The sequence below is a fragment of the Leclercia sp. LSNIH1 genome (assembly GCF_002902985.1).
GTDB lineage: Bacteria > Pseudomonadota > Gammaproteobacteria > Enterobacterales > Enterobacteriaceae > Enterobacter.
On sequence record NZ_CP026167.1, the window covers coordinates 1,489,364 to 1,510,158 of the forward strand.

General features: G+C 54.8%; 21 protein-coding genes and 1 pseudogene. 13 read left to right on the forward strand and 9 right to left on the reverse strand.

Annotation, left to right across the window (positions count from 1 at the left end; all coding sequences use genetic code 11):
- Positions 1-357 precede the first annotated feature (357 nt).
- On the forward strand, positions 358-2,025 hold the full coding sequence (locus C2U54_RS07500) for a DnaJ-like cysteine-rich domain-containing protein (protein ID WP_103178064.1): 1,668 nt from the start codon (positions 358-360) through the stop codon (positions 2,023-2,025).
- A gap of 100 nt (positions 2,026-2,125) precedes the next feature.
- On the opposite strand, the gene symE is transcribed toward C2U54_RS07500, so the two are convergent.
- Positions 2,126-2,458 (reverse strand): endoribonuclease SymE, encoded by a 333-nt coding sequence (gene symE / locus C2U54_RS07505; protein WP_103178065.1) that lies wholly within the window; start codon positions 2,456-2,458, stop codon positions 2,126-2,128.
- Between the two features lie 219 nt (positions 2,459-2,677).
- Between symE and C2U54_RS07510 the strand changes: the two genes are divergently transcribed.
- The 3 genes from C2U54_RS07510 to C2U54_RS07520 all read left to right on the forward strand — a co-directional run bounded on the left by C2U54_RS07510 (position 2,678) and on the right by C2U54_RS07520 (position 4,716).
- Positions 2,678-3,010, forward strand: coding sequence for a DUF1493 family protein (locus C2U54_RS07510; RefSeq protein WP_103178066.1), 333 nt, complete (start codon positions 2,678-2,680; stop codon positions 3,008-3,010).
- Between the two features lie 100 nt (positions 3,011-3,110).
- Entirely contained in the window at positions 3,111-3,449 is a 339-nt protein-coding gene (locus C2U54_RS07515; RefSeq protein WP_103178067.1) for a helix-turn-helix domain-containing protein, read from the forward strand.
- Positions 3,439-4,716, forward strand: a complete 1,278-nt coding sequence (locus C2U54_RS07520) for a type II toxin-antitoxin system HipA family toxin (protein WP_103181017.1) — start codon at positions 3,439-3,441, stop codon at positions 4,714-4,716. The genes C2U54_RS07515 and C2U54_RS07520 overlap by 11 nt, the downstream gene beginning before the upstream one ends.
- Before the next feature lie 65 nt (positions 4,717-4,781).
- Here C2U54_RS07520 and csiR read toward each other — a convergent pair whose 3' ends face one another.
- The 5 genes from csiR to glaH are packed head-to-tail and all read right to left on the reverse strand — an operon-like array spanning position 4,782 to position 10,526.
- Positions 4,782-5,450, reverse strand: coding sequence for a DNA-binding transcriptional regulator CsiR (gene csiR / locus C2U54_RS07525; protein WP_103178068.1), 669 nt, complete (start codon positions 5,448-5,450; stop codon positions 4,782-4,784).
- 45 nt (positions 5,451-5,495) lie between these two features.
- Positions 5,496-6,779 carry a 4-aminobutyrate--2-oxoglutarate transaminase gene (gene gabT / locus C2U54_RS07530; RefSeq protein WP_103178069.1) on the reverse strand — a complete coding sequence of 428 codons (1,284 nt, stop codon included), beginning with the start codon at positions 6,777-6,779 and terminating at the stop codon, positions 5,496-5,498.
- A 17-nt stretch (positions 6,780-6,796) separates the two neighbouring features.
- Positions 6,797-8,245 (reverse strand): NADP-dependent succinate-semialdehyde dehydrogenase, encoded by a 1,449-nt coding sequence (gene gabD, locus C2U54_RS07535; RefSeq protein WP_103178070.1) that lies wholly within the window; start codon positions 8,243-8,245, stop codon positions 6,797-6,799.
- 23 nt (positions 8,246-8,268) lie between these two features.
- Positions 8,269-9,537 (reverse strand): L-2-hydroxyglutarate oxidase, encoded by a 1,269-nt coding sequence (lhgO, locus tag C2U54_RS07540; RefSeq protein WP_103181018.1) that lies wholly within the window; start codon positions 9,535-9,537, stop codon positions 8,269-8,271.
- A gap of 11 nt (positions 9,538-9,548) precedes the next feature.
- Positions 9,549-10,526, reverse strand: coding sequence for a glutarate dioxygenase GlaH (gene glaH / locus C2U54_RS07545; protein ID WP_103178071.1), 978 nt, complete (start codon positions 10,524-10,526; stop codon positions 9,549-9,551).
- Between the two features lie 347 nt (positions 10,527-10,873).
- Here glaH and C2U54_RS07550 point away from each other — a divergent pair, with 347 nt between their 5' ends.
- Both C2U54_RS07550 and patD read left to right on the forward strand, forming a co-directional pair.
- Positions 10,874-12,355 carry an APC family permease gene (locus C2U54_RS07550; RefSeq protein ID WP_103178072.1) on the forward strand — a complete coding sequence of 494 codons (1,482 nt, stop codon included), beginning with the start codon at positions 10,874-10,876 and terminating at the stop codon, positions 12,353-12,355.
- Positions 12,356-12,388: 33 nt separating this feature from the next.
- Positions 12,389-13,813, forward strand: a complete 1,425-nt coding sequence (patD, locus tag C2U54_RS07555) for an aminobutyraldehyde dehydrogenase (RefSeq protein ID WP_103178073.1) — start codon at positions 12,389-12,391, stop codon at positions 13,811-13,813.
- Between the two features lie 96 nt (positions 13,814-13,909).
- Here patD and mcrC read toward each other — a convergent pair whose 3' ends face one another.
- Positions 13,910-15,013 (reverse strand): 5-methylcytosine-specific restriction endonuclease system specificity protein McrC, encoded by a 1,104-nt coding sequence (mcrC, locus tag C2U54_RS07560; protein WP_103178074.1) that lies wholly within the window; start codon positions 15,011-15,013, stop codon positions 13,910-13,912.
- A pseudogene (locus C2U54_RS07565) lies at positions 15,010-15,888 on the reverse strand (AAA family ATPase); the annotation flags it as partial. The pseudogene C2U54_RS07565 and the gene mcrC, both read right to left, overlap by 4 nt.
- A 146-nt stretch (positions 15,889-16,034) precedes the next feature.
- Here C2U54_RS07565 and C2U54_RS07570 point away from each other — a divergent pair.
- Both C2U54_RS07570 and C2U54_RS27955 read left to right on the forward strand, forming a co-directional pair.
- On the forward strand, positions 16,035-17,015 hold the full coding sequence (locus C2U54_RS07570) for an IS5-like element ISKpn26 family transposase (protein WP_000019441.1): 981 nt from the start codon (positions 16,035-16,037) through the stop codon (positions 17,013-17,015).
- Positions 16,997-17,197: a hypothetical protein gene (locus C2U54_RS27955; RefSeq protein WP_327059513.1), complete on the forward strand. Its 201-nt coding sequence runs from the start codon at positions 16,997-16,999 to the stop codon at positions 17,195-17,197. Before C2U54_RS07570 ends, C2U54_RS27955 begins: the two co-directional genes overlap by 19 nt.
- Here the strand turns inward: C2U54_RS27955 and C2U54_RS27435 are convergent.
- Complete coding sequence (locus C2U54_RS27435; protein ID WP_103178075.1) at positions 17,116-18,105, reverse strand: hypothetical protein; 990 nt, start codon at positions 18,103-18,105, stop codon at positions 17,116-17,118. The genes C2U54_RS27955 and C2U54_RS27435 overlap by 82 nt on opposite strands.
- A gap of 180 nt (positions 18,106-18,285) precedes the next feature.
- On the opposite strand from C2U54_RS27435, the gene C2U54_RS07585 reads away from it, so the two are divergent.
- The 5 genes from C2U54_RS07585 (at position 18,286) to C2U54_RS07610 (ending at position 20,764) form a co-directional block, all read left to right on the forward strand.
- The gene (locus tag C2U54_RS07585; protein ID WP_103178076.1) at positions 18,286-18,570 is read left to right on the forward strand and encodes a hypothetical protein; all 285 of its coding nucleotides are present in this window, start codon (positions 18,286-18,288) and stop codon (positions 18,568-18,570) included.
- Positions 18,571-18,581: 11 nt separating this feature from the next.
- Positions 18,582-18,977, forward strand: coding sequence for a hypothetical protein (locus C2U54_RS07590; RefSeq protein ID WP_103178077.1), 396 nt, complete (start codon positions 18,582-18,584; stop codon positions 18,975-18,977).
- Positions 18,978-19,209: 232 nt separating this feature from the next.
- Complete coding sequence (locus C2U54_RS07600) at positions 19,210-19,908, forward strand: hypothetical protein (protein WP_103178078.1); 699 nt, start codon at positions 19,210-19,212, stop codon at positions 19,906-19,908.
- Positions 19,905-20,333: a hypothetical protein gene (locus C2U54_RS07605; protein ID WP_233210514.1), complete on the forward strand. Its 429-nt coding sequence runs from the start codon at positions 19,905-19,907 to the stop codon at positions 20,331-20,333. The genes C2U54_RS07600 and C2U54_RS07605 overlap by 4 nt, the downstream gene beginning before the upstream one ends.
- A 5-nt stretch (positions 20,334-20,338) precedes the next feature.
- Complete coding sequence (locus tag C2U54_RS07610; protein WP_103178080.1) at positions 20,339-20,764, forward strand: FosA8 family fosfomycin resistance glutathione transferase; 426 nt, start codon at positions 20,339-20,341, stop codon at positions 20,762-20,764.
- Positions 20,765-20,795: the final 31 nt, after the last annotated feature.

Genomic DNA, 20,795 nt, shown 5'->3' on the forward strand with positions numbered 1-20,795 from the left:
ACAGGCCTTCACCAGCGGGTGAACGTAGGGTTCAGTGTCGATTATGAAATCACATAACCTTTGCAGGTAGCTGTGCTGAGTCTAAGAGCGCTGGCTCCGGCTTCAGTCCATCAGCAACCTTCAAAAAATGAGGTTATGAGTTTTTCAGGACTTTCGGGCGTGGGATGATATTTAATAAAAGTGTATTAATTATTGGTTTTACGCGAGGCGTTAATTCAGTTCGATTTCCACGCGCTTTGTTTTATATACGCAAGATGCGTCATGCTTAATATCCTCAACTCCGTTTATTAGTAGTTGCCTGACCCAGGCAAAGCCATATCATTCTGCCGATAACAACTCTCAATTCAGGTAATAAAGATGAAAGACGCGTGGCTGGGTACGTGCTCTACCACCATCCAAAACTTCGTGGAGCGTTCTACGAGGCTACAGCCAGATAATCTTGACCTGGAACTGGTCGAAAAAATTGATTTCGACTACCAGATTAACTTAAGTCTCCATTTTCGCATTGAGACGACAGATCACACGCAGGTAGGGAGAGTCAGCGCCGGGAACGGCACCCGCGTTTTCACCAGTACTTTCCAGTACGCCGAGGCGCTTCAGGCTGAAACCAGCGCGGTCTTGTCCCGGGCAGAAACACTCCGTGAAGCACAGGCGCTGGTGCTTTCCCAGCCTTACGGGGCACTTGAAAAAGAGCAGGAAATCTATTCCCACCCAACGCGTCTCTGTTTAACTGAAAACTGCACTAACTGTCATGGCCGCGGACAGGTCAACTGCTCCTGGTGCTATGGTACTGGACGCGTGAGCTGCACAACCTGTGGAGGAAGTGGGCAGGTACTGGAACAGCGCAGCCATTTCGATCACTATACCAATCAGTACCGCACGGAGAGCCACTACCGGATGTGTTACACCTGCACAGGCGGTAAGGTGAACTGCGGCCACTGTAGCGGATCGGGAAACCAGCGCTGTTCACCCTGTGAGGGAACAGGCGAAACAACCCGCATTACCCGGCTTTCCAGCGTTGCCGTGCCCCAATACCAACTGATCTACCATCGTGAGGATGTGCCGAGGTTCATCAAAGATGGTCTCTACAAAGCGGGCATCCCGGAACTGGCGAGTTATGGTGCCGTTGAGCTGGCAGATTCCAGTATTGATGAGGGCTTGCGTAACGTTAATTTTATCTACAACGCCAGCGTACCCTTTGCCCGGTTTACGAGCCAGCTACGCCAGGCTCAGCTTGCTGCGCAGCCTGTTAACTGGATCGTTTACGGTCGTCGTCCGCAGATACTGGATGCGGGACATGTCGTTGAGTTGATGCTGAAAAACGATCTTAACGAGCTTGTCTATCGAACCACCAGAGGGAAGTTGCTGAATCCGCTTGTTGCGGCATGTAGCCGTAAAACGGTGGCCACCTTTATGGAATCGGAAGCCCATCAGGAGATGCTGGATGCGAACCGCAAGGGTAAATCCGGGGAGATGCTCCGCGAAGCGATGAATCGTGGGGTCACGACGACCTATATTGATGAAGCCCTGACCAGCCTGCAAGCCATTACGAAGGCTGTGCAAAACTGGTCGGTGGTGAAGTGGGCAATCTTCAGCGCTGTCATTATTTATCTGTTGATGCCGCTTTATACCGCCTATAGCAACATCTGGTTCAACGACATGACAGGACGGGTTTATCTTACGCCGTTCCTGCGCTGGGATAATCAGCATAATTTACTCGCTTCCCTGGAGGTACTGGCGCGTTACTGTGGCCTGTTTATTGCCATCGCTGCCGTTGTTATCTCTTTCCTGGGGTATTTATGGCGCAGGGGCTGGGTCCGCTGGCGAATGGGCCAGCATCTGGCTAAGTGGGCGGTTAATCAGAAGATTTTACGTAGCGGTTGGTTTATGAGCCTTCTTCTCACCAGCCTGCTTACTGTTTGCCTGTTGCTGTTTTTCCCGATCTGGGTAACAAATGAGGGAGAACTCTTCGGGCACTATTCCTTAATCGAATTACTTCGCTGGATTGCTCAGTTCCTGAGATAATACATTCAGGGCTCCCGGTATGTTTTCAGGGAGCACCTGGCAGCCTTTCGTAACCAATAAAAAAGGCGCCCACCGGCGCCTTTCTCATTCATTCGCTGTCTTAAGCCTTTCGAAGCTTCCCGGAGATCACCCCAACAAAGTCCATCACCTGCTGTTGCTTCTGGTCCGACAGTTGACTCACCTCACGCATCAGCGTCTCTATCTCTGGCTCTCCCTGCCGGGAGGTCAGAATCATGCAGCCCTTCATCACCTTCACATCTACTTTCGTTCCGGTACTGAACCCCGCTTCATTGAGCCACAGGCCTTTCATAATAAACGCCGGGATGCGGGTATAATCTCCATACCGCGTCGCATAACTTACGGTAAATACCCGGTCGTCAGCGGCAAAGACTTCTGGTTGCAGTGATTCTGCAATACAATCGATATCAGTCATGGTTACTATTCTCTTTCAATAGTGATTGTGATGAGCGATACGGGCATGTTGGCGCATGCCCGTATTGCGTTAAATAACACCTGTAAATCTAACCAGTAAATAAAAATAAGTCCAGAGTAATATAAAACGTAATAAGCGTTATTCGGCTGCTTTCGAATATCCATTAAATATATAAATTCGCTGTGATTTATAATTTTACGCATAAGGAAATGATAAGTTATGATCGGGAATATCGAACAACGTATCTATGCGCTTGCCAGACGCTATAACGGCGTGTACCTCATCAATAACGAGAAAAACCAGGAATTACTCAATGCCAGTACAGACCTCGATACGGATATGTTGCTGGATGTCGACGAAGCAGAAGAACTCATGGAGGAATTTTTTAGAGAATTTAACGTTGATAGAGGAAGCTTTAATATAAAGATCTATTATCCCGACGAGTTTTTTTCCTGGAATCCATTTAAGAAAACTGCCCCTGTTCCTGTTCCCGATTTTACGATTAGCATGTTGATCGAATCAGCCAGGGCTGGGAAATGGTTGTTCGACTAATCACAACCCAAAGGTATCGCTAAAGCAAAGAAGTTTTATTGTTCCATAAACGGATTATAATTGCCTTATATGACCTGTTAATGGAACAAAGAGGCCTGTGATGGCAAAACCCTCTACCCGAACTTATTCCCGCCATAGCCGCGACGCTGCACGACTGCTGGGGTTAATGCTTCGTACTGCGCGTATTGAACGTCAACTTACCGTTGAAGAGCTGGCTGAGCGTGCGGGTGTTTCACGCGGGCTTGTTTATCGTGCTGAAGAGGGAGACATGGGGTGTGCAATTGGCGCGGTATTCGAACTGGCGACCATTTTAGGCGTTCCCCTTTTTACCCCTGACCCGGCATCGATGGCATTACATACGGCAAACGCAGAGAAAACCTTATCGCTGATGCCACGTTCAGTGCATCGCTCAAGGAAGGTGATAAATGATGACTTCTGATAACCATCATGACCGGGCATACGTGTGGGCCTGGTTGCCTGGCGCAACAGAGCCAGTTGTTGCAGGCGTGCTAAACCGGGATGGTAAGCGGTATATATTCAACTACGGGCGCAGTTATCTGGAGCGGGAAGATGCGATCCCTCTCTATGAACCGGAACTTCCGCTGATCCGGGGCGCGATTTATCCGGCACCGGGTCTGCAACAGGCGAGTGCATTACGTGATGCAGCGCCGGATGCCTGGGGGCGTAGGGTGATCCTGAACAGGTTGATGGGCGCTCAGGGAAGGGATGTTGATCCGGACAGGCTGGATGAGCTGACCTATTTGCTTGAATCTGGCTCAGACAGAATTGGAGGGCTCGACTTCCAGCTATCAGCCACGGAGTACGTGCCGCGAGCGTCTCAAAGCGCCTCTCTTGAAGAGTTGATGCAGGCGGCATCAATGGTTGAAAGTGGCAGGCCCTTAACCCCGGAGCTGGAACAAGCGTTATTTCATGGGAGTTCCCTGGGAGGAGCGCGGCCAAAGGCAATGATAGAAGCCGGGGAGCGTAAATTTATCGCAAAGTTCTCCTCTTCCACTGATACTTATAACGTTGTTAAAGCTGAATATGTCGCTATGCGCCTGGCTGATTGTGCCGGGTTAAACGTTGCGCCTGTTCTTCTTCGCCACACGACGGGTAAAGACGTCATACTGGTTGAACGCTTCGATCGTATAAGAAGCCATACAGGATGGCAGCGCCGCATGATGGTCTCTGCGCTGACCATTTTTGGTCTTGATGAGATGATGGCAAGATACGCGAGCTATGAGGATCTGACGGATATTATTCGTCAGCGCTTCGATGCACCAAAAGAGACGTTACGGGAATTATTTGGTCGTCTGGTTTTTAATATTATTTGCGGTAACACGGACGATCACGCCCGAAATCATGCCGCTTTTTGGGATGGTAAAACGCTGAGCCTGACGCCAGCTTATGATATTTGCCCGCAGGGTCGTTCTGGTAATGAAGCAACCCAGGCAATGCTGATTAGCGGTGAAAATCGAATGAGCAATCTGGCGGTTTGTCTGTCGGCGGCGGCTAAATTTCTGCTGAGTGAGCAGGAAGCTGTTGAACTGATCACACACTGTATCAGGGCGGTTCGCGAGAACTGGGAAGCGATATGTAAGGAGGCCTCATTGAGTGAAGTGGATCGCAGGTTTTTGTGGGGGCGAGCGTTCCTCAACCCATTTATATTTGAAGGGGCTCCAGAAGCGATCATGGAGATGCGTTGATTCATGTTTTCTGTTGTTGATAGAAAAAGGCCGACATATGGGGCCAGGGCCAATGTTGTAACCCACTAGCCCATCGCCCCCCGAATAATCGGAATCGGCGTCAACAAGTGCTGATACATCAGCTCCCCCGCCTTATCCGCATCGCGCGCCAGCACCGCGTCCATCAGCTTCTGATGCTCCACATTCTTCTCCTCCAGCATCGCAACAGACAAAACAGTCTTCCGCAGCCACACATACCGGTACCGCGCCGCCAGGTCAAACAGCCGCTCCCGCATCTGCATCAAATACCGCGACCCACACCCCGCCACAATGGCGGTATGAAACGCCTGATGCCGCTGGTCCCACTCGTCCAGCATCGTCTCGCTGGCATCGCGGGATTCCAGCTTGTTCAGCAGGTGCACCCGGGCGAGCAGCTCCGCTTCCCACTCTTCGCCACCGCGTTCGATGGCAAGGCGGACCAGCATCGCTTCCATGTTGGCGCGTGCATCAAAGATATCGAGCAGCTCCTGTTCGGACATGGGTGCCACCCGGTAGCCTTTCTGGTTGATGACCGTCACCAGCCCTTCGGCAACCAGCTGCGACAGCGCTTCGCGCAGCGGGCCGACGCCCAGCTCATACCGGGAGGTCAGCAGGCTCATGCGCAGCTTCTCATCCGGGTGATAGACGCCGCGGATAATGTCGTTCTTCAGCCAGCGGTAGCCGTCGATGGCCGTCGCCTGGGAAATGATGGTCATGGTCCTGCTCCTTGAAGACTGCCCGGCCTGCACCGGGCATAAAGATTAACCCTGTTTCGCCTCGTCAAAACACTCGGCGATAATCGCCAGCCCCTGCTGAAGCTGCGCCTCTTCCACGGTCAGCGGCACCAGGATGCGCAGCACGTTATGGTACGGGCCGCAGGAGAGCAGGATCAACCCCTTGTCCCGCGCCCGGGCCACAATCTGCGCCGTCAGCGCAGCGTCCGGTTTATGGTGGTCGCCCTCTTCAAATAGCTCGATAGCGATCATCGCCCCCAGGCCGCGAACGTCGCCGATCTCCCGGTGTTTTTCAGCGATAGCCAGCAGCCCTTCACGCAGGGTGTTGCCCAGCTTATTGGCTTTGCCCAGCAGATCTTCCTGCTCGAACACCTTCATCACCGCCAGCGCGGCGGCGCAGGCGATGGGGCTTCCGGCGTAGGTGCCGCCCAGCCCGCCCGGGGCGATGGCGTCCATCACCTCGGCGCGGCCGGTAACGCCCGCCAGCGGGAAGCCGCCGGCAATCGATTTGGCGAAGGTGGTGATATCCGCCGCCACGCCCATCTGCTCCATGGCGAAGAAGGTGCCGGTGCGGCCTGCGCCGCTCTGCACTTCATCGGCAATCAGCATGATGCCGTGCTCGTCGCACAAGGTGCGCAGACGCTGCATAAAGGCAGGGGAGGTGGCGTAGAAGCCGCCTTCACCCTGGACGGGCTCGATCACGATGGCGGCGATATCTTCCGGGGCGGCATCGTTCTTGAAGATGCGATGGATGCTGGCGATGGCGTCATCATCGCTCACGCCGTGCAGGGCGCAGGGATAGAGGGCGCGATAGACGTGGCCCGGCATCAGCCCCATTCCCGCCGAGTAAGGGTTCACTTTCCCGGTCAGCGACAGGGTATAGTGGGTGCGGCCATGGTAGGCCCCGGTAAAGGCGATGGTGCCGTTGCGCTTCGTGGCGGCGCGGGCGATTTTCACCGCGTTCTCCACCGCTTCGGAGCCGGTGGTCACCAGCAGGGTCTTTTTCGGGAAATCCCCCGGCACTTTCTGGTTCAGGGTTTCGCAAAGCTCCAGATAGGGTTCATAGGCCAGCACCTGGAAGCAGGTGTGCGACAGCTTTTTCAGCTGTTCTTCCACGGCGCTCACCACCTCCGGGTGCAGATGCCCGGTGTTCAGCACCGCAATCCCCCCGGCGAAATCAAGATACTCACGGCCTTCGACGTCCCACACCCGGCAGTTCTCGGCGCGGGCGGCAAAGATCGGGTGGATCTGGCCCACGCCGCGGGGGATGGCATTGCTACGACGCTGCATTAACGCTTTATTGCTGCTCATTGAAATCTCCTGAAAGATTAAAGGCCGATGCACATATATTTGATTTCTAAGTAATCTTCGATGCCGTATTTGGAACCTTCCCGACCCAGGCCAGAGGCTTTAATGCCGCCGAACGGGGCCACTTCGTTAGAGATAATGCCGGTGTTGATCCCGACGATGCCGTACTCCAGCGCCTCGCCGACGCGGAACACGCGGCTTAAATCGCGGGCGTAGAAGTAGGCGGCGAGGCCGAACTCGGTGTCGTTAGCCATATGGATCACGTCCGCCTCATCCTTAAAGCGGAACAGCGGGGCCAGCGGGCCGAAGGTCTCCTCTCTGGCGACTTTCGCATCACCGGACACATCTACAAGAATAGTCGGCTGGAAGAAGTTGCCGCCGAGTTTATGCTGCGATCCGCCGGTGATAATCCGCGCGCCTTTCTCCACCGCGTCGGCAATGTGTTCTTCGACTTTCTCCACCGCCTTGCCGTCAATCAGCGGCCCGATGGTGACGCCCTGGGTCAGGCCGTCGCCAATCTGCATTTTTTCCACCGCCTGCTGGAGTTTTTCGGCAAAGCGATCGTACACGCCCTCCTGCACGTACAGGCGGTTGGCGCAGACGCAGGTCTGCCCGGCGTTGCGGAACTTGGAGGCCAGCGCCCCTTCCACGGCCTTATCCAGGTCGGCATCGTCAAAGACAATAAAGGGGGCGTTGCCGCCCAGCTCCAGCGAGACCTTTTTAATGTCCTTCGCGCACTGGGCCATCAGCTGGCGGCCAATCTCGGTCGAGCCGGTAAAGGAGAGCTTGCGCACCAGCGGGTTGCCGGTCAGCTCGTTGCCGATATCGGATGCCGAACCGGTGACGACGTTAAACACGCCTGTCGGGATCCCGGCCCGGTGCGCCAGTTCGGCCAGCGCCAGGGCGGAGTAGGGGGTCTGGCTGGCGGGTTTGAGGACCATGGTGCAGCCTGCCGCCAGCGCCGGGCCCGCCTTGCGGGTGATCATCGCCGCCGGGAAGTTCCACGGGGTGATGGCGGCAGTGACGCCAATCGGCTGCTTAATCACAATCAACCGCTTGTCCGCCTGATGGCCCGGGATGGTGTCACCGTAAACGCGTTTCCCCTCTTCGGCGAACCACTCTATAAAGGAGGCGGCATAGCCGATCTCGCCTTTCGCTTCCGCCAGCGGTTTGCCCTGTTCGAGCGTCATCAGCTGGGCCAGATCGTCCTGGTTCGCCATCATCAAATCGAACCAGCGGCGCAGAATGTTGGCGCGCGCTTTGGCGGTGAGCGCGCGCCAGGCGGGCAGGGCGCGGTTCGCCGCCTCAATCGCCTCGCGGGTCTCACCGGCGCCCATTTTCGGCACGCTGCCCAGGGTCTGGCCGTTCGCCGGGTTGGTCACGGCAATCGTCTCGCCGCTGTGGGCGTCGCACCACTCTCCTTCTATATATGCCTGCTGGCGGAATAAGCTGGGATCGTTGAGTTGCATGATGGCTTCCTGTCTCAGAATGATTAACGGGTATACGCGGCGTGTAGTGGCTCTGCGCGACTGGCTGCCCGCAGTGAACGCCCGGGGTTGTGCTGGCTGGCGAGCAGGGTGTGCACCTTGCTGACAATATGCGCCCCGATGGGGATCGCCGAGGTCGCCGCCGGTGAGGGCGCATTACAGGTATGGATGGTGCGCGGCGTGGTGACAAATAAAAAGTCGTCGATCAGCTTCCCTTCTGGCGAAACTGCCTGCGCCCTCACACCCGCAGGCCAGGGGTGCAGATCCTTCAGGGTCAGGCTCGGGCAGTATTTTTGCACCTGGCGCAGGTAGCCGCTTCTGCACAGGGAGTTTTTCATCTCGCTTAAACCCGAGAGAAGGTTGTTTTGCAGCACCCGGCGGATGCCCGTTGAACCCAGAATTTCCAGTATATCGGTGAAGGAGAGATCGCTCTTGCGATAGCCTTCGCGCTTAAAGGCGAGCACCGCGTTGGGCCCCACCGTGACGCTGCCGTCGATCATCCGGGTGAGATGCACGCCCAGGAACGGCATGGCCGGATCGGGGATCGGATAGATAAGGTGGTTCACGATCTGATTGTGCTCCGGCGCCAGGCGGAAATATTCTCCGCGGAACGGACAGATAATAAAGCCGGGGTCGATGCCAAGCATTTTCACCAGCCGGTCGGCCATCAGCCCGGCGCAGCCAATCAGGGTAAGGGCTTCAAACTCGCGCCCGTCGCGGGTATGAATGACAACGCCGCTGGCGTGCTCCTTCAGGGCGCTGACCTCGGCGTTGAAAATCACCTCCCCGCCTTGTTGCTGGAAGCGTTTTGCCATCGCCGCTGCCACCTCGCGATAGCTGACGATCCCGCTGGAGGGGACAAAAATCCCGCCCAGCCCGATGATATTGGGTTCGCGCTCGCGCAGTTCGGCACCGCTCAGCCACTCGCGCTCGATCCCGTTGGCGGCGGTGCGATCCCACAGGGCCTGCATCCGTTCCATCTCCAGCGGGGAGGTGGCGACCAGCATCTTGCCGCAGGTGTCATAGCGAATAGCGTTCTCATCGCAGAAGGCTTTGGTGGCCCGGTTCCCCGCCAGGCAGAACTGCGCCTTCAGGCTGCCGGGGGTGTAATAGACCCCGGCGTGGATCACCCCGCTGTTGCGTCCGGTCTGGTGGCAGGCCGGGCCCGCCTCCTTCTCCAGCAGGGCGATGCGGGCATCCGGGTAGAGCGCAATCAGCTGCATGGCGGTCGACATGCCGATAATGCCGCCGCCGGTAATCACGAAGTCATACATCCGCGCCATCCCTACTGATGAGTCTGATAGTGGGTGGTGGCATAGCTGATATACCCGCGCTGACGCATCAGCTCCCGACGCAGATCCGGGTGCGGGGTAAAGCGATCCCGGCCATGCAGCCAGAACATATTGTTAATCAGCAGGAACTTACCCACCGGGACCGGAATGGAGATGATGTGCCTGCTGCTCTCCAGCGCGTCTGAAAGTTCGCTCAGCCAGACGCCCTCTTCAAAATCTTTCGGCTGGACGAACTGGTCGATATAGCGCATCACCGGACGGCCCTGCTGGTCAACATCGAACACCGGGTGGAAGACATCCTGAGAGACGTTTTTGCTCGGCGGCGCCGTCCAGCGCAGCGGGCGACGGGCCAGCGGATGGCTGAAGAATTTATCCAGCGCTTCCCAGTCGTCAAGATGCAGCAGCAGGGAGTTGCCGCCCTGCATGTTCTGCTCGTCGATCTTCATCATCAGCACGTAGTCGGTCACTTCATCCACGAAGGTGCCGTCGTTGTGCAGCTCCAGCACGCGGTGGGGCTGGCGCAGGTAGCTGTCTGAGTTATCGACGTTTTTCACCGTAAAACGGGCGTAGTACTGGCCGCTCATGGCGTCGTAATTGGAGCGTCCGATCAGGTGCGCCACGGCGGTGGCGATCTTCACCATCTCGTCGGCCTGGGCGACGTTATCCACCCCGTCGGCGGAGATCAGCAGGGCACCCTGGTCACGGCTGAGAAGGGTGTTCAGCAGCAGAGGCTGAAGCTGGTTGCCGCACAGGTCGTCGAGGATCTTCGCCACCCGAAAGCGCAGGAAGGATTTGTACTCCAGGGCCTGGATGGGCCACTGCTCCACCTCCCGCAGGAACTGCTGCGTGACCTCCGCGGAGAACGTCAGCTCCAGCAGGCGCGGAGACTGCGCGGAGGGCGCAATGCTAAAACCGGTGATGGTCCGGGCTAACGCCTCGTCGGGCTGTTGTACGGCGGTCAGTGCATTCATCAGAATCAATCCTCTCAGAAAGTATTCAGGGAACGGGGTGTTTCGTAGCCATAAATTAAAAATATCTACGTTTTGGCAAAATGGATTTATTCAGGGGGGATTGTTTGAATTCTGTGATGCAGGCAGGAAAAACAGGCGAAATAGTCGGCAAAAAGCGCGCTCAGGTCGCGATCTCACCGCGCAGGCGTGATGCGCCTCACGGAAAATGCGGGTTAACCATAACAAAAACGTGACATATCCATACAAATCTTAACAAATCGCGAGAGTGGTGCTGTACGGCTTTCAGGCGCTCTTCTATACCTTGATTCGTGTTACCTGCGGCCTAATCACTACACAGAGAAAAACGTATGGAACAGACTTCTGGCAAGAAAAATGAAGCAATTCATAGCGATAATACACAGCAATTTCACCGCTCCATCGGCCTTATCTCTAACTTTTCGCTCGGATTCACCTACCTCTCGCCGCTGACGGCGGTCTACTCCCTCTTTGCCCTGGCGGTGACGCTGGCGGGGCCACCGGCTATCTGGTGGATCCCAATTGTCGCCTGCGGACAGCTGCTGGTGGCGCTGGTATTTGGCGAGGTGGCGTCGCAGTATCCCATTACTGGCGGGCTGTACCCGTGGGCCAGACGCCTGTGGGGCAAAAAATATGCGTGGATCGCCGCCTGGATCTACCTCTGGGCACTGGTGGTGACCATCACCTCGGTAGCGGAATATACCGCCACCTTCGTCGGGTCACTGTTCGGCTTTGCGATCTCCGCCGGCAACATGCTGATCACCTCGGTGGTGCTGCTCCTGATGATGATGGCGGTGAACATGTCGGGCACCAAAAATCTCGCCCGGGTGGCCCGAATTGGCTTCTGGTGCGAGATCGTCAGCGTGATTGCGCTCGGGATCTACCTGCTGATATTCCATCGCGCGCAGCCCTTCTCGGTGGTCTTCGACTCGATGGGCGTGATCGCCAAAGATGGCAGCTACCAGCCGGCGTTTATGGCGGCGGCGCTGATCGGCCTGTTTATGTTCTTCGGCTTTGAAGCCTGCGGCAACGTGGCGGAAGAGGTGAAAAACCCGAGCAAGAAGATCCCGGTGGCGATGATCCTGAGCATCGTCTTTGGTGCCATCTCGGCGCTGATCTCGATCCTCGGCTACCTGCTCGCCTCCCCGAATCTGATGAACATCGTCAACGGCCAGATTGCCGATCCGATCCCGGCGATCCTCAACGAAGCCCTGGGAGAAACCGGCGCCACGGTATTTATCATCATCGCGGTGATCGCCATGCTGTCGTGCATCCTGTCGCTACAGGCCGCGCTGAGCCGCCTGATCTTCTCCTTCTCCCGCGACCAGATGCTACCGGGTAGCGCCTGGATGTCGAAGCTGTCGAAAAACAGCGTCCCGGACAACGCGATGATCGTCAGCTGCCTGCTGCCGGTGCTCATCTGCGTGTGGGTTTACTTCCAGCCGGATAACCTGGCGCGCATCACCGCCTTTGCGGTTATCGGTATCTACATTTCGTTCCAGATGGTGGTGCTGGCGGCGCTGCGCCAGCGGCTGAAAGGCTGGAAACCCGCCGGGGAGTGGAGCGTCGGCGGCTGGGGAATGCTGGTCAATATCCTGGCGCTGGCCTACGGCCTGTGCGGCATCTGGTTGCTGGCCCAGCCTGCCGAGAGCGCAAGTTTTATCGACCGCTGGACGGTGCTGGTGGGGCTGTCGGTGGTGGTGATTTCGGGGCTGGTGTACATGGCGCTGGCCCGACCGTTTGGCCGCTCAAACGCGCCGGAAAACGACGCGATCGAGCACGCAAAACGCCTTAACGCGGGACAATCTCTGTAATTCACTCAGACCATAAAAACAATGGAGTCGGCTATGCAACACAACTTACTGATTAATGGCGAACTGGTTGCGGGTTCAGGTGAGATGCAACCCGTGTACAACCCGGCCACCGGCGAGGTCCTGCTGGAGATAGCCGAAGCCAGCCCGGAGCAGGTGGATGCCGCAGTGCAGGCGGCCGATCGTGCCTTCCGTACCTGGGGCCAGACCACGCCGAAAGCGCGCGCTGAATGTTTGCTGAAGCTGGCGGAGGTGATTGAGCAGAACGCCGACACCTTTGCCCGTCTGGAGTCGCAGAACTGCGGCAAGCCGCTGCACTGCGTGCTGAACGACGAGATCCCGGCCATTGTCGACGTGTTCCGCTTCTTTGCAGGTGCCACCCGCTGCCTGAATGGCCTGGCCGCCGGGGAGTATATGGAGGGGCACACCTCGATGATCCGTCGCGATCCGGTGGGCGTTGTCGCCTCCATCGCCCCGTGGAACTATCCTCTGATGATGGCGGCCTGGAAGCTGGGCCCGGCGCTGGCGGCGGGCAACTGCGTGGTGCTTAAACCCTCTGAGATCACCCCGCTCACCGCCCTGAAGCTGGCCGAGCTGGCAAAAGATATCTTCCCGGCCGGGGTGATTAACGTCCTGTTTGGCCGGGGGAAAACCGTGGGCGACCCGCTGACCGGCCACGACAAGGTGCGCATGGTCTCCCTGACCGGCTCCATCGCCACCGGGGAGCACATTATTTCCCATACCGCGCCGTCGATTAAGCGCACCCATATGGAGCTCGGCGGCAAATCGCCGGTGATCGTCTTTAACGACGCCGATATCGATGCGGTGGTGGAGGGGGTACGCACCTTCGGGTTCTATAACGCCGGGCAGGACTGCACCGCCGCCTGCCGTATCTATGCGCAAAAAGAGGTCTATAACACGCTGGTGGAAAAACTGGGCGTCGCCGTCGCCAGCCTGAAAATGGGCGCCCCGGACGATGAAACCACCGAGCTGGGCCCGGTCAGTTCCGCCGCCCATCTGACCCGCGTCAGCGAGGCGGTAGAGCGCGCCAAAGCCCTGCCGCACATTCACGTGGTCACCGGCGGCAATGTGGCGGGCGGCAGCGGGTATTACTACCAGCCCACCCTGCTGGCCGGTGCGAAACAGGAGGATGAGATCGTCCAGCGCGAGGTCTTCGGCCCGGTGGTGAGCGTGAGCATGTTTGACGACGAAGAGCAGGTGCTGGAGTGGGCCAATGACTCCCGGTATGGCCTGGCCTCATCGGTCTGGACCCAGGACGTGGGTCGCGCGCACCGCATGAGCGCCCGCCTGCAATACGGCTGCACCTGGGTGAACACCCACTTTATGCTGGTCAGCGAGATGCCGCACGGCGGGCAGAAGCTCTCCGGTTACGGCAAGGATATGTCGATGTACGGGCTGGAAGATTACACCGTGGTGCGGCACGTAATGGTGAAGCACTAACCGGCATTGCCCGGCGGCGCTGCGCTTGTACGGGCCTGGGGTGTTGTAGGCCGGGTAAGCGCAGCGCCACCCGGCGTAAATGTGCCCACGCTTGCTTTATGGCTGCGCGCAGTCGTAAGCCAAATCCAGGAGCTGATTTTTTATCGATCGTGCATCCGCCGCCATATCGACTGTCGCAAAATGGATCTTATGCCCTTGGGTGACAATGTATTCATTCATCATGTACCCAACAGCAGGGTGCAACAGCATGCCTGCGGCGTGAAGGGATAACGGATCGGCATCGCTCTCCTGCGTGCGCAGATAGGTATACAGCTGATAAATATAGCCGCTGCGCAGAGTCGTATCACGATGCCAGCCCTTAGTGACGATCGCATTAAATTTAGTATCAATAATGATGCGCTTCGCATTCACCCGATGTTCAAGAATGATATCTGACTGCATCGTCGGGAAGATATCAGCACTGCCTGGGCTTTGATCGCTCAATGCCCATTTCAGCTCTTTCCCGGCAGATACCTGCCAGATCCCTTTTTTGAGGTGGACGCGATAAAAACCGGCAATGCCTTTCTCAAACAGCTTTCGCATCCAGGAGAGATTATCTGAAGGGGCGGGTAACAGATGATGACCTTTATCCTGAGTGGGTAACAGCAACTGAAAGGCCAGTTGCGCAGCATCCACCATCGGTTTATCGGCCGCATCATGGCGGCCAAAGCGTGTCACCGAGGGCAGTTCGCGGTTGTCAGGGAACTCGCCGTTAATGCCCTCACGACGCAGCGCCATTGCCGCATAGCGGCACTCTGCGGCCAGTGCAGGTTTAGTGATGAGCGAGGTGAGGCGTTCTAACGCACAGCGAACGTAGCGATTTCGCGGCGTATCGAGAGTCATCTCCTGGAACTGGCAGGCAACCCGGCCCCGATCCAGCAGCTGATGGCTGGCGGTATGCAGAATATCAATTCTTCCCCGTACCCGGTTCAGACTGGCATGCCGGGTTTGATAGCCCATGCTTAAATTGCGACGGCGGCGCAGCGCAATCTCATGGAGCAGGATCTTCGCCACCAGATCGGGGATCTCATCCGGATTATCTTCCACGGCAACGTAGCTCCGCCCCAGCTCGCGAAACAGATCGGAAGCGTACAGCATCAATAACCAGAGATTGCGCACGGGAATGCGCGACGTCTTAAGTTGCTCTTCGCCGGAAGTCATTGTGCTAATAACACTTTTCTTGCGTCGTTGACTTTGTTCGGGGCATCGAACCAGTATTCGGCGAGCAGCGGACAAATTTCCGTTTCGACAACCTGTTCATACCAGGCAATAGCCTCGCCAATCTGCTGGCCGGCTGCTGGGGTGACATAGCTGTGCCCGACGCAGAACTGCGGCCCCAGGGCGAGGTCATTTGCCAGCATCTCATTCAGTGCCGTCAGACGCGATTCGATTAAATTCAGAACATCCGGATCGACCGCAAATTTTTGGTTCACCCAGTTTTTCCACGCCTCATTAAATACCGGCTTCAGGTCGATAAACGCGAAACGGCGGCGCAGGGCTAAGTCGAGGAGCGCCAGGGAACGGTCGGCAATATTCATGGTGCCGATGATGTATAAGTTCTCGGGGATATAGATTTTTTCATCCGGAGCCGTGCGATAGGAGAGTTCCAGCGCCTCAGTCGGGGTGCGTTTATCAGCTTCCATCAGCGTAAGCGTTTCACCAAAAATTTGCGCCGGATTGCCACGGTTGATCTCTTCAATAATCACCACATATTTCGCGGCGGGGTTATTAAGCGCTTTGTTGATGGCATTTACGAATGGCCCGTCGATAAGCTCTAAACGTCCCTCTTTGCCGGGGCGCCAGCCACGAATAAAGTCTTCATAAGAGAGGTTCGGGTGGAACTGTACCGCGCTGATCCGCTCAGGGGCTTTTTCACCCGTCAGGCAGTAAGCCAGACGGCGCGCCAGCCAGGTTTTGCCGGTGCCGGGGGGGCCCTGAAGGATCAGGTTCTTTTTGTCTTTTAGCCGCTGAAGGATGAAGTGAATCTTCTCTTCATCCAGGAAGCAGCCTTCTTCAATCAGATGGCTAAGAGTGTAAGAGGCGTTATTTTTGCCGGGCACGGCAGCATTATTGAAGTGAATATATTGATATTTTCCATTACCATGGAACGTTAGGGAAGGTGCGAACAAGTTCCTGATATGAGATCATCATATTCATCCGGAGCGCATCCCAGAGGGACATCATGAGCCATCAACTCACCTTCGCCGATAGTGAATTCAGCACTAAGCGCCGTCAGACCCGAAAAGAGATTTTCCTCTCCCGCATGGAGCAGATTCTGCCATGGCAGAATATGACCGCTGTCATCGAGCCGTTTTATCCCAAGGCGGGCAATGGCCGACGGCCCTATCCGCTGGAGACCATGCTGCGTATTCACTGCATGCAGCATTGGTACAACCTGAGCGACGGTGCCATGGAAGATGCCCTGTACGAAATCGCCTCCATGCGCCTGTTTGCCCGATTATCCCTGGATAGCGCCCTGCCGGATCGCACCACCATCATGAATTTCCGCCACCTGCTCGAGCAGCATCAACTGGCCCGTCAATTGTTCAAGACCATCAATCGCTGGCTGGCCGAAGCAGGCGTCATGATGACCCAAGGCACTTTGGTGGATGCCACCATCATTGAGGCACCCAGCTCTACCAAGAACAAAGAGCAGCAACGCGATCCGGAGATGCATCAGACCAAGAAAGGCAATCAGTGGCACTTTGGCATGAAGGCCCACATTGGTGTCGATGCCAAGAGTGGCCTGACCCACAGCCTAGTCACCACCGCGGCCAACGAGCATGACCTCAATCAGCTGGGTAATCTGCTTCATGGAGAGGAGCAATTTGTCTCAGCCGATGCCGGCTACCAAGGAGCGCCACAGCGCGAGGAGCTGGCCGAGGTGGATGTGGACTGGCTGATCGCCGAGCGTCCCGGCAAGGTAAAAACCTTGAAGCAGCATCCGCGCAAGAACAAAACGGCCATCAACATCGAATACATGAAAGCCAGCATCCGTGCCAAGGTGGAGCACCCGTTTCGCATCATCAAGCGGCAGTTCGGCTTCGTGAAAGCCAGATACAAGGGGCTGCTGAAAAACGATAACCAACTGGCGATGTTATTCACCCTGGCCAACCTGTTTCGGGTGGACCAAATGATACGTCAGTGGGAGAGATCTCAGTAAAAACCGGAAATAACGCCAGAAATGGTGGAAAAAATAGCCTAAATAGGCTGATTCGATGTGTTTGCGGGAAAAAAATCGGCCCAGATCCGCGAAATTTTAATCAGCGAGTCAGCTTGGGAAGAAATGACCTGCTTATTCGCACCTTCCTTAGCTCTCCATCCTTACGTAATTTCTGCAGGTAATGAGAAATGGTATGTTCAATCGTATTATTATCAGGATGCTCGGCCTGAATTTCTTCCCGGTAGGTTTCAATAAACTCAGTGCGTGTTAAGTGAGGACTGTTTTTCGCCAGACATAATTTTTTTACTTTGTCCAAAAGGGATACTTTCCACCCCTTTTGTTCCTTATCATCGGCCCTGTTCCATGCCATCAGAGAAAGTTCAGGAAAAGAATGAACAGGGCAGTCTGGTTGACTGAATAGATTATTAATATCGGATCTGATATTCAGGTAGTTTCGCCCACTGCTGCGACCTTTTTTTCCATCCCGTAGAATCGTAATATTGAGCACATTCTGAATATAAGATTTCGACTGGCTATCCAGGGTGGGGTAAAACCACGGGCAACACCAGTACAGCCCGATGGTCAGATTCCAGCCTACATTACGCACACCAGATGCGTTATCGTAGCTATAAATGAAATTTGCCGAATTTGTTGGGTTATCCGCATAATTCAGGGCCTGAGCGAACATCTCCCACAGCTTATCGATGTCAGCGGTATGACGTTTTCCTTCACTACTAAAAAACCATGATTTCTGGTTGTTAAGAACTGGAACTCCGGCAAACGAATCGGGCACGGTTTCGCTAACGCCTATTAATTTCGCCAGATGACCGGCGATATTGCTCCGATTGGCGTCCGTGAGAGTGCGATTGAATAAACCTATTGTCGTAAATGGACAAATATCTTTTAACGGGTAAGGCTCGCCCTGGGCTGGTTTGTCTTGCAGATGAGACATCCCGGCGACCTCGGTGGTGATCTGATGAATGCCTGCGACCAGTTCATCTCGCCTGCTTCGCCATGTTAGTAGCTGTTTGGCAAAAGCCTGATAAAAATTCGCCCACACAAATCTGCCATCTTTTTCAGCCGCGTCCATATGTTCTCCAGTCAAGATTTTCAGTTAGTTATCCTTCTTTTGCTGGCATTTTACGGGAACATCAAGTGCAATGCCTAACTACCTAAAACAAGGATCACCGAAAGGTGTATATACTTTCTATATGGATCATATTTATCTCTCCCTATATACTTTGCATATAGTTTTATAGAGAGGTTAATCATGCCCACCCCAACACGTACTCCTCCGAAAAAATTCCTGTTCCAGCTTCGTTCTGTCGATAACGAATTTGGCGTCAGCGAGGAGACTTTTGCCCGTCTGATGGCGGAGCTCTCGCTGAATCAGACCGAGTTAGTCCATAAGGCGTTACGCAACCTTGCTAAAGAGGTGCTTCCCGCTTACGAACAGGACGACGGCCCGCTGACCGACGCGCAACATGCCGCCGTTAAGAAACTGTCAGGCCTCGACATCTCAGAGGACGATCTGGACTCTCCATTATTTAAATAAGCAGGATGCTTATGGCTAATAATTACAACCCGTTACCTGCAATCGGTGACATTATCTGGTGCAAGTTTCCTCAACATGAGGATCTGGGCCATCCGGGGCCGAAAGCGCGTCCCGGGCTGATTCTGAACGTCTTCCCGGATCTTCATGCCGTCCTGATCGTCTATGGAACCTCACGGACGGACCACGTTTATCAGGGCGAGTTCGTCATCGACGATCAGCTTGATACGGCAGGGCTAAGCTGGCCGACAAAGTTTGATCTTAATCGCCTGCAAAAATTGCCGTTTAATACGGAGTGGTTCGCGGTTGCGCCGGGCGTGGAGATCAATACGCCGTTACCCAAAATGGGGGTAATTCCACCAGTGTTTATTCCTGTGATGCGTGCCGCCTGGGCTAAAAGAGAACAGTAGGCATTGCCCGGCGGCGCTGCGCTTGCACGGGCCTACAACACCGTAAGCCGGGTAAGCGCAGCGCCACCCGGCGTAAAGGTTAATGAGTAGGGAAAATATATTCCATCCCCTTCTTAATTCCAGAACAATTAAGTAATACATTACAATAAATTCCGAATAATTAAGTCTGATATAGACAACGATAAAATATCTTACTTACTATCAGAGCTTTACTCATATAAGGATATATATTGTGAGCTCAAGACAAGATATCAGGGATGGTGCTGACTTCGAACATTCATTAAGAGGGCTTATTTATACCGATGTGCTGGGTTGGATAGATATGGGCCATGCCCGTGGCGATGATGTCGAAGAACTCAGAAGACAGTTTGTGCAGGGTGAGGGAAGTGGGCGGAATTACTATGTCGTTATGTATCGTCAGGATATGAGCGTAGCAAAAGTTAGCTCTCGACTGGGTATTGGACGGTTTGCCAAATGGGAAATCAGACGTGGCCGTGATACGCACGAAATTAATCGTATGATGTTGGCGATGATGATGAGTACCGCATTCAATTTCGAAGATTTACAAAGCCTTCGGCTATTTACCTGGTATACAGATAGCGGCTTTAGCGGAGAAGATTTAGTTTCTGATTTGTTTGGATTCTATCGTGCTATCAGACCCGGCTTCTATGCTGACCTGGTGAAGCCTGTAAGCTATGAATCTGCATTACGGCGATGGGATTATTATGGAGCTATTGGCTCTTTTAAAAATAGTGGCTTTAAACCCATCATTTTTCCTGATCCAGACGACCCTTGTATTAAGCATGAGCCTTACATCGCTGAGCTTCCCATGTTTATGAGATGGTTGTATCCCTGGGATGATTTTACTTCTGGCGTCGTTAATGTTCTTACCGAAAATGGCACAGCATTTGGATATACAGGGGTTAGATGATGCGCTTTACCTTTATCAGATACCTCATTGTTTTTTTCCTCACAGTCTTAATTCTCTGCTCGCTGTTTATCTACCTCATCGCATCTGACATAAACGAGATGACGGTCTACAAAGAAACCGATCGCTATCGTTATTACACTCTCACCTATAATAAAATTCAAAACGCGCCGAGAATTTCCCAAAGTTACTACTTTGAATCTCAACCCGGTGACGGATATCCTCCTTCGAATGCCATCATTTTCAAAGATACGACTAATGCCGAACCGCTTCGGGTCTACCTCGCCGATTTAGGCTATATCAAAGAAAAGCGAACACAGCGTGAAATGGAAATGTGGTGCCAGCCCAAAAAAGCGTGCAAGGATCGCTTCTATTTATACGTCGATAAACATGCTAAAGAAGTGAGGTTAACCTCTATCCAGGAGTGAACCTCATGATCAACGCCCTCAACCACCTGACCCTCGCCGTCAGCAACCTGCCTGCCAGCATCACCTTCTGGCGCGATCTCCTTGGCCTGCGCCTGCACGCCGAATGGCACACCGGGGCGTATCTCACCTGCGGCGATCTCTGGCTCTGTCTGTCCTATGACGATACGCGCAAATTTATTCCGCCGCAGGAGAGCGACTACACCCACTACGCGTTCTCTGTCGCACCAGAACAATTCGGCACCTTCACGCAAAAGCTTAAAGACGCAGGCGTTACCGTCTGGAAAGAGAACAAAAGCGAAGGGGCGTCGTTCTATTTTCTCGACCCGGACGGGCACAAGCTGGAACTGCACGTGGGGGATTTGGCCGCCCGGCTGGCGGCATGTCGGGAGAAGCCTTACGCGGGGATGGTTTTTACCTCAGAAGAAACGTAATCTGCCCGGCGGCGCTGCGCTTGCACGGGCC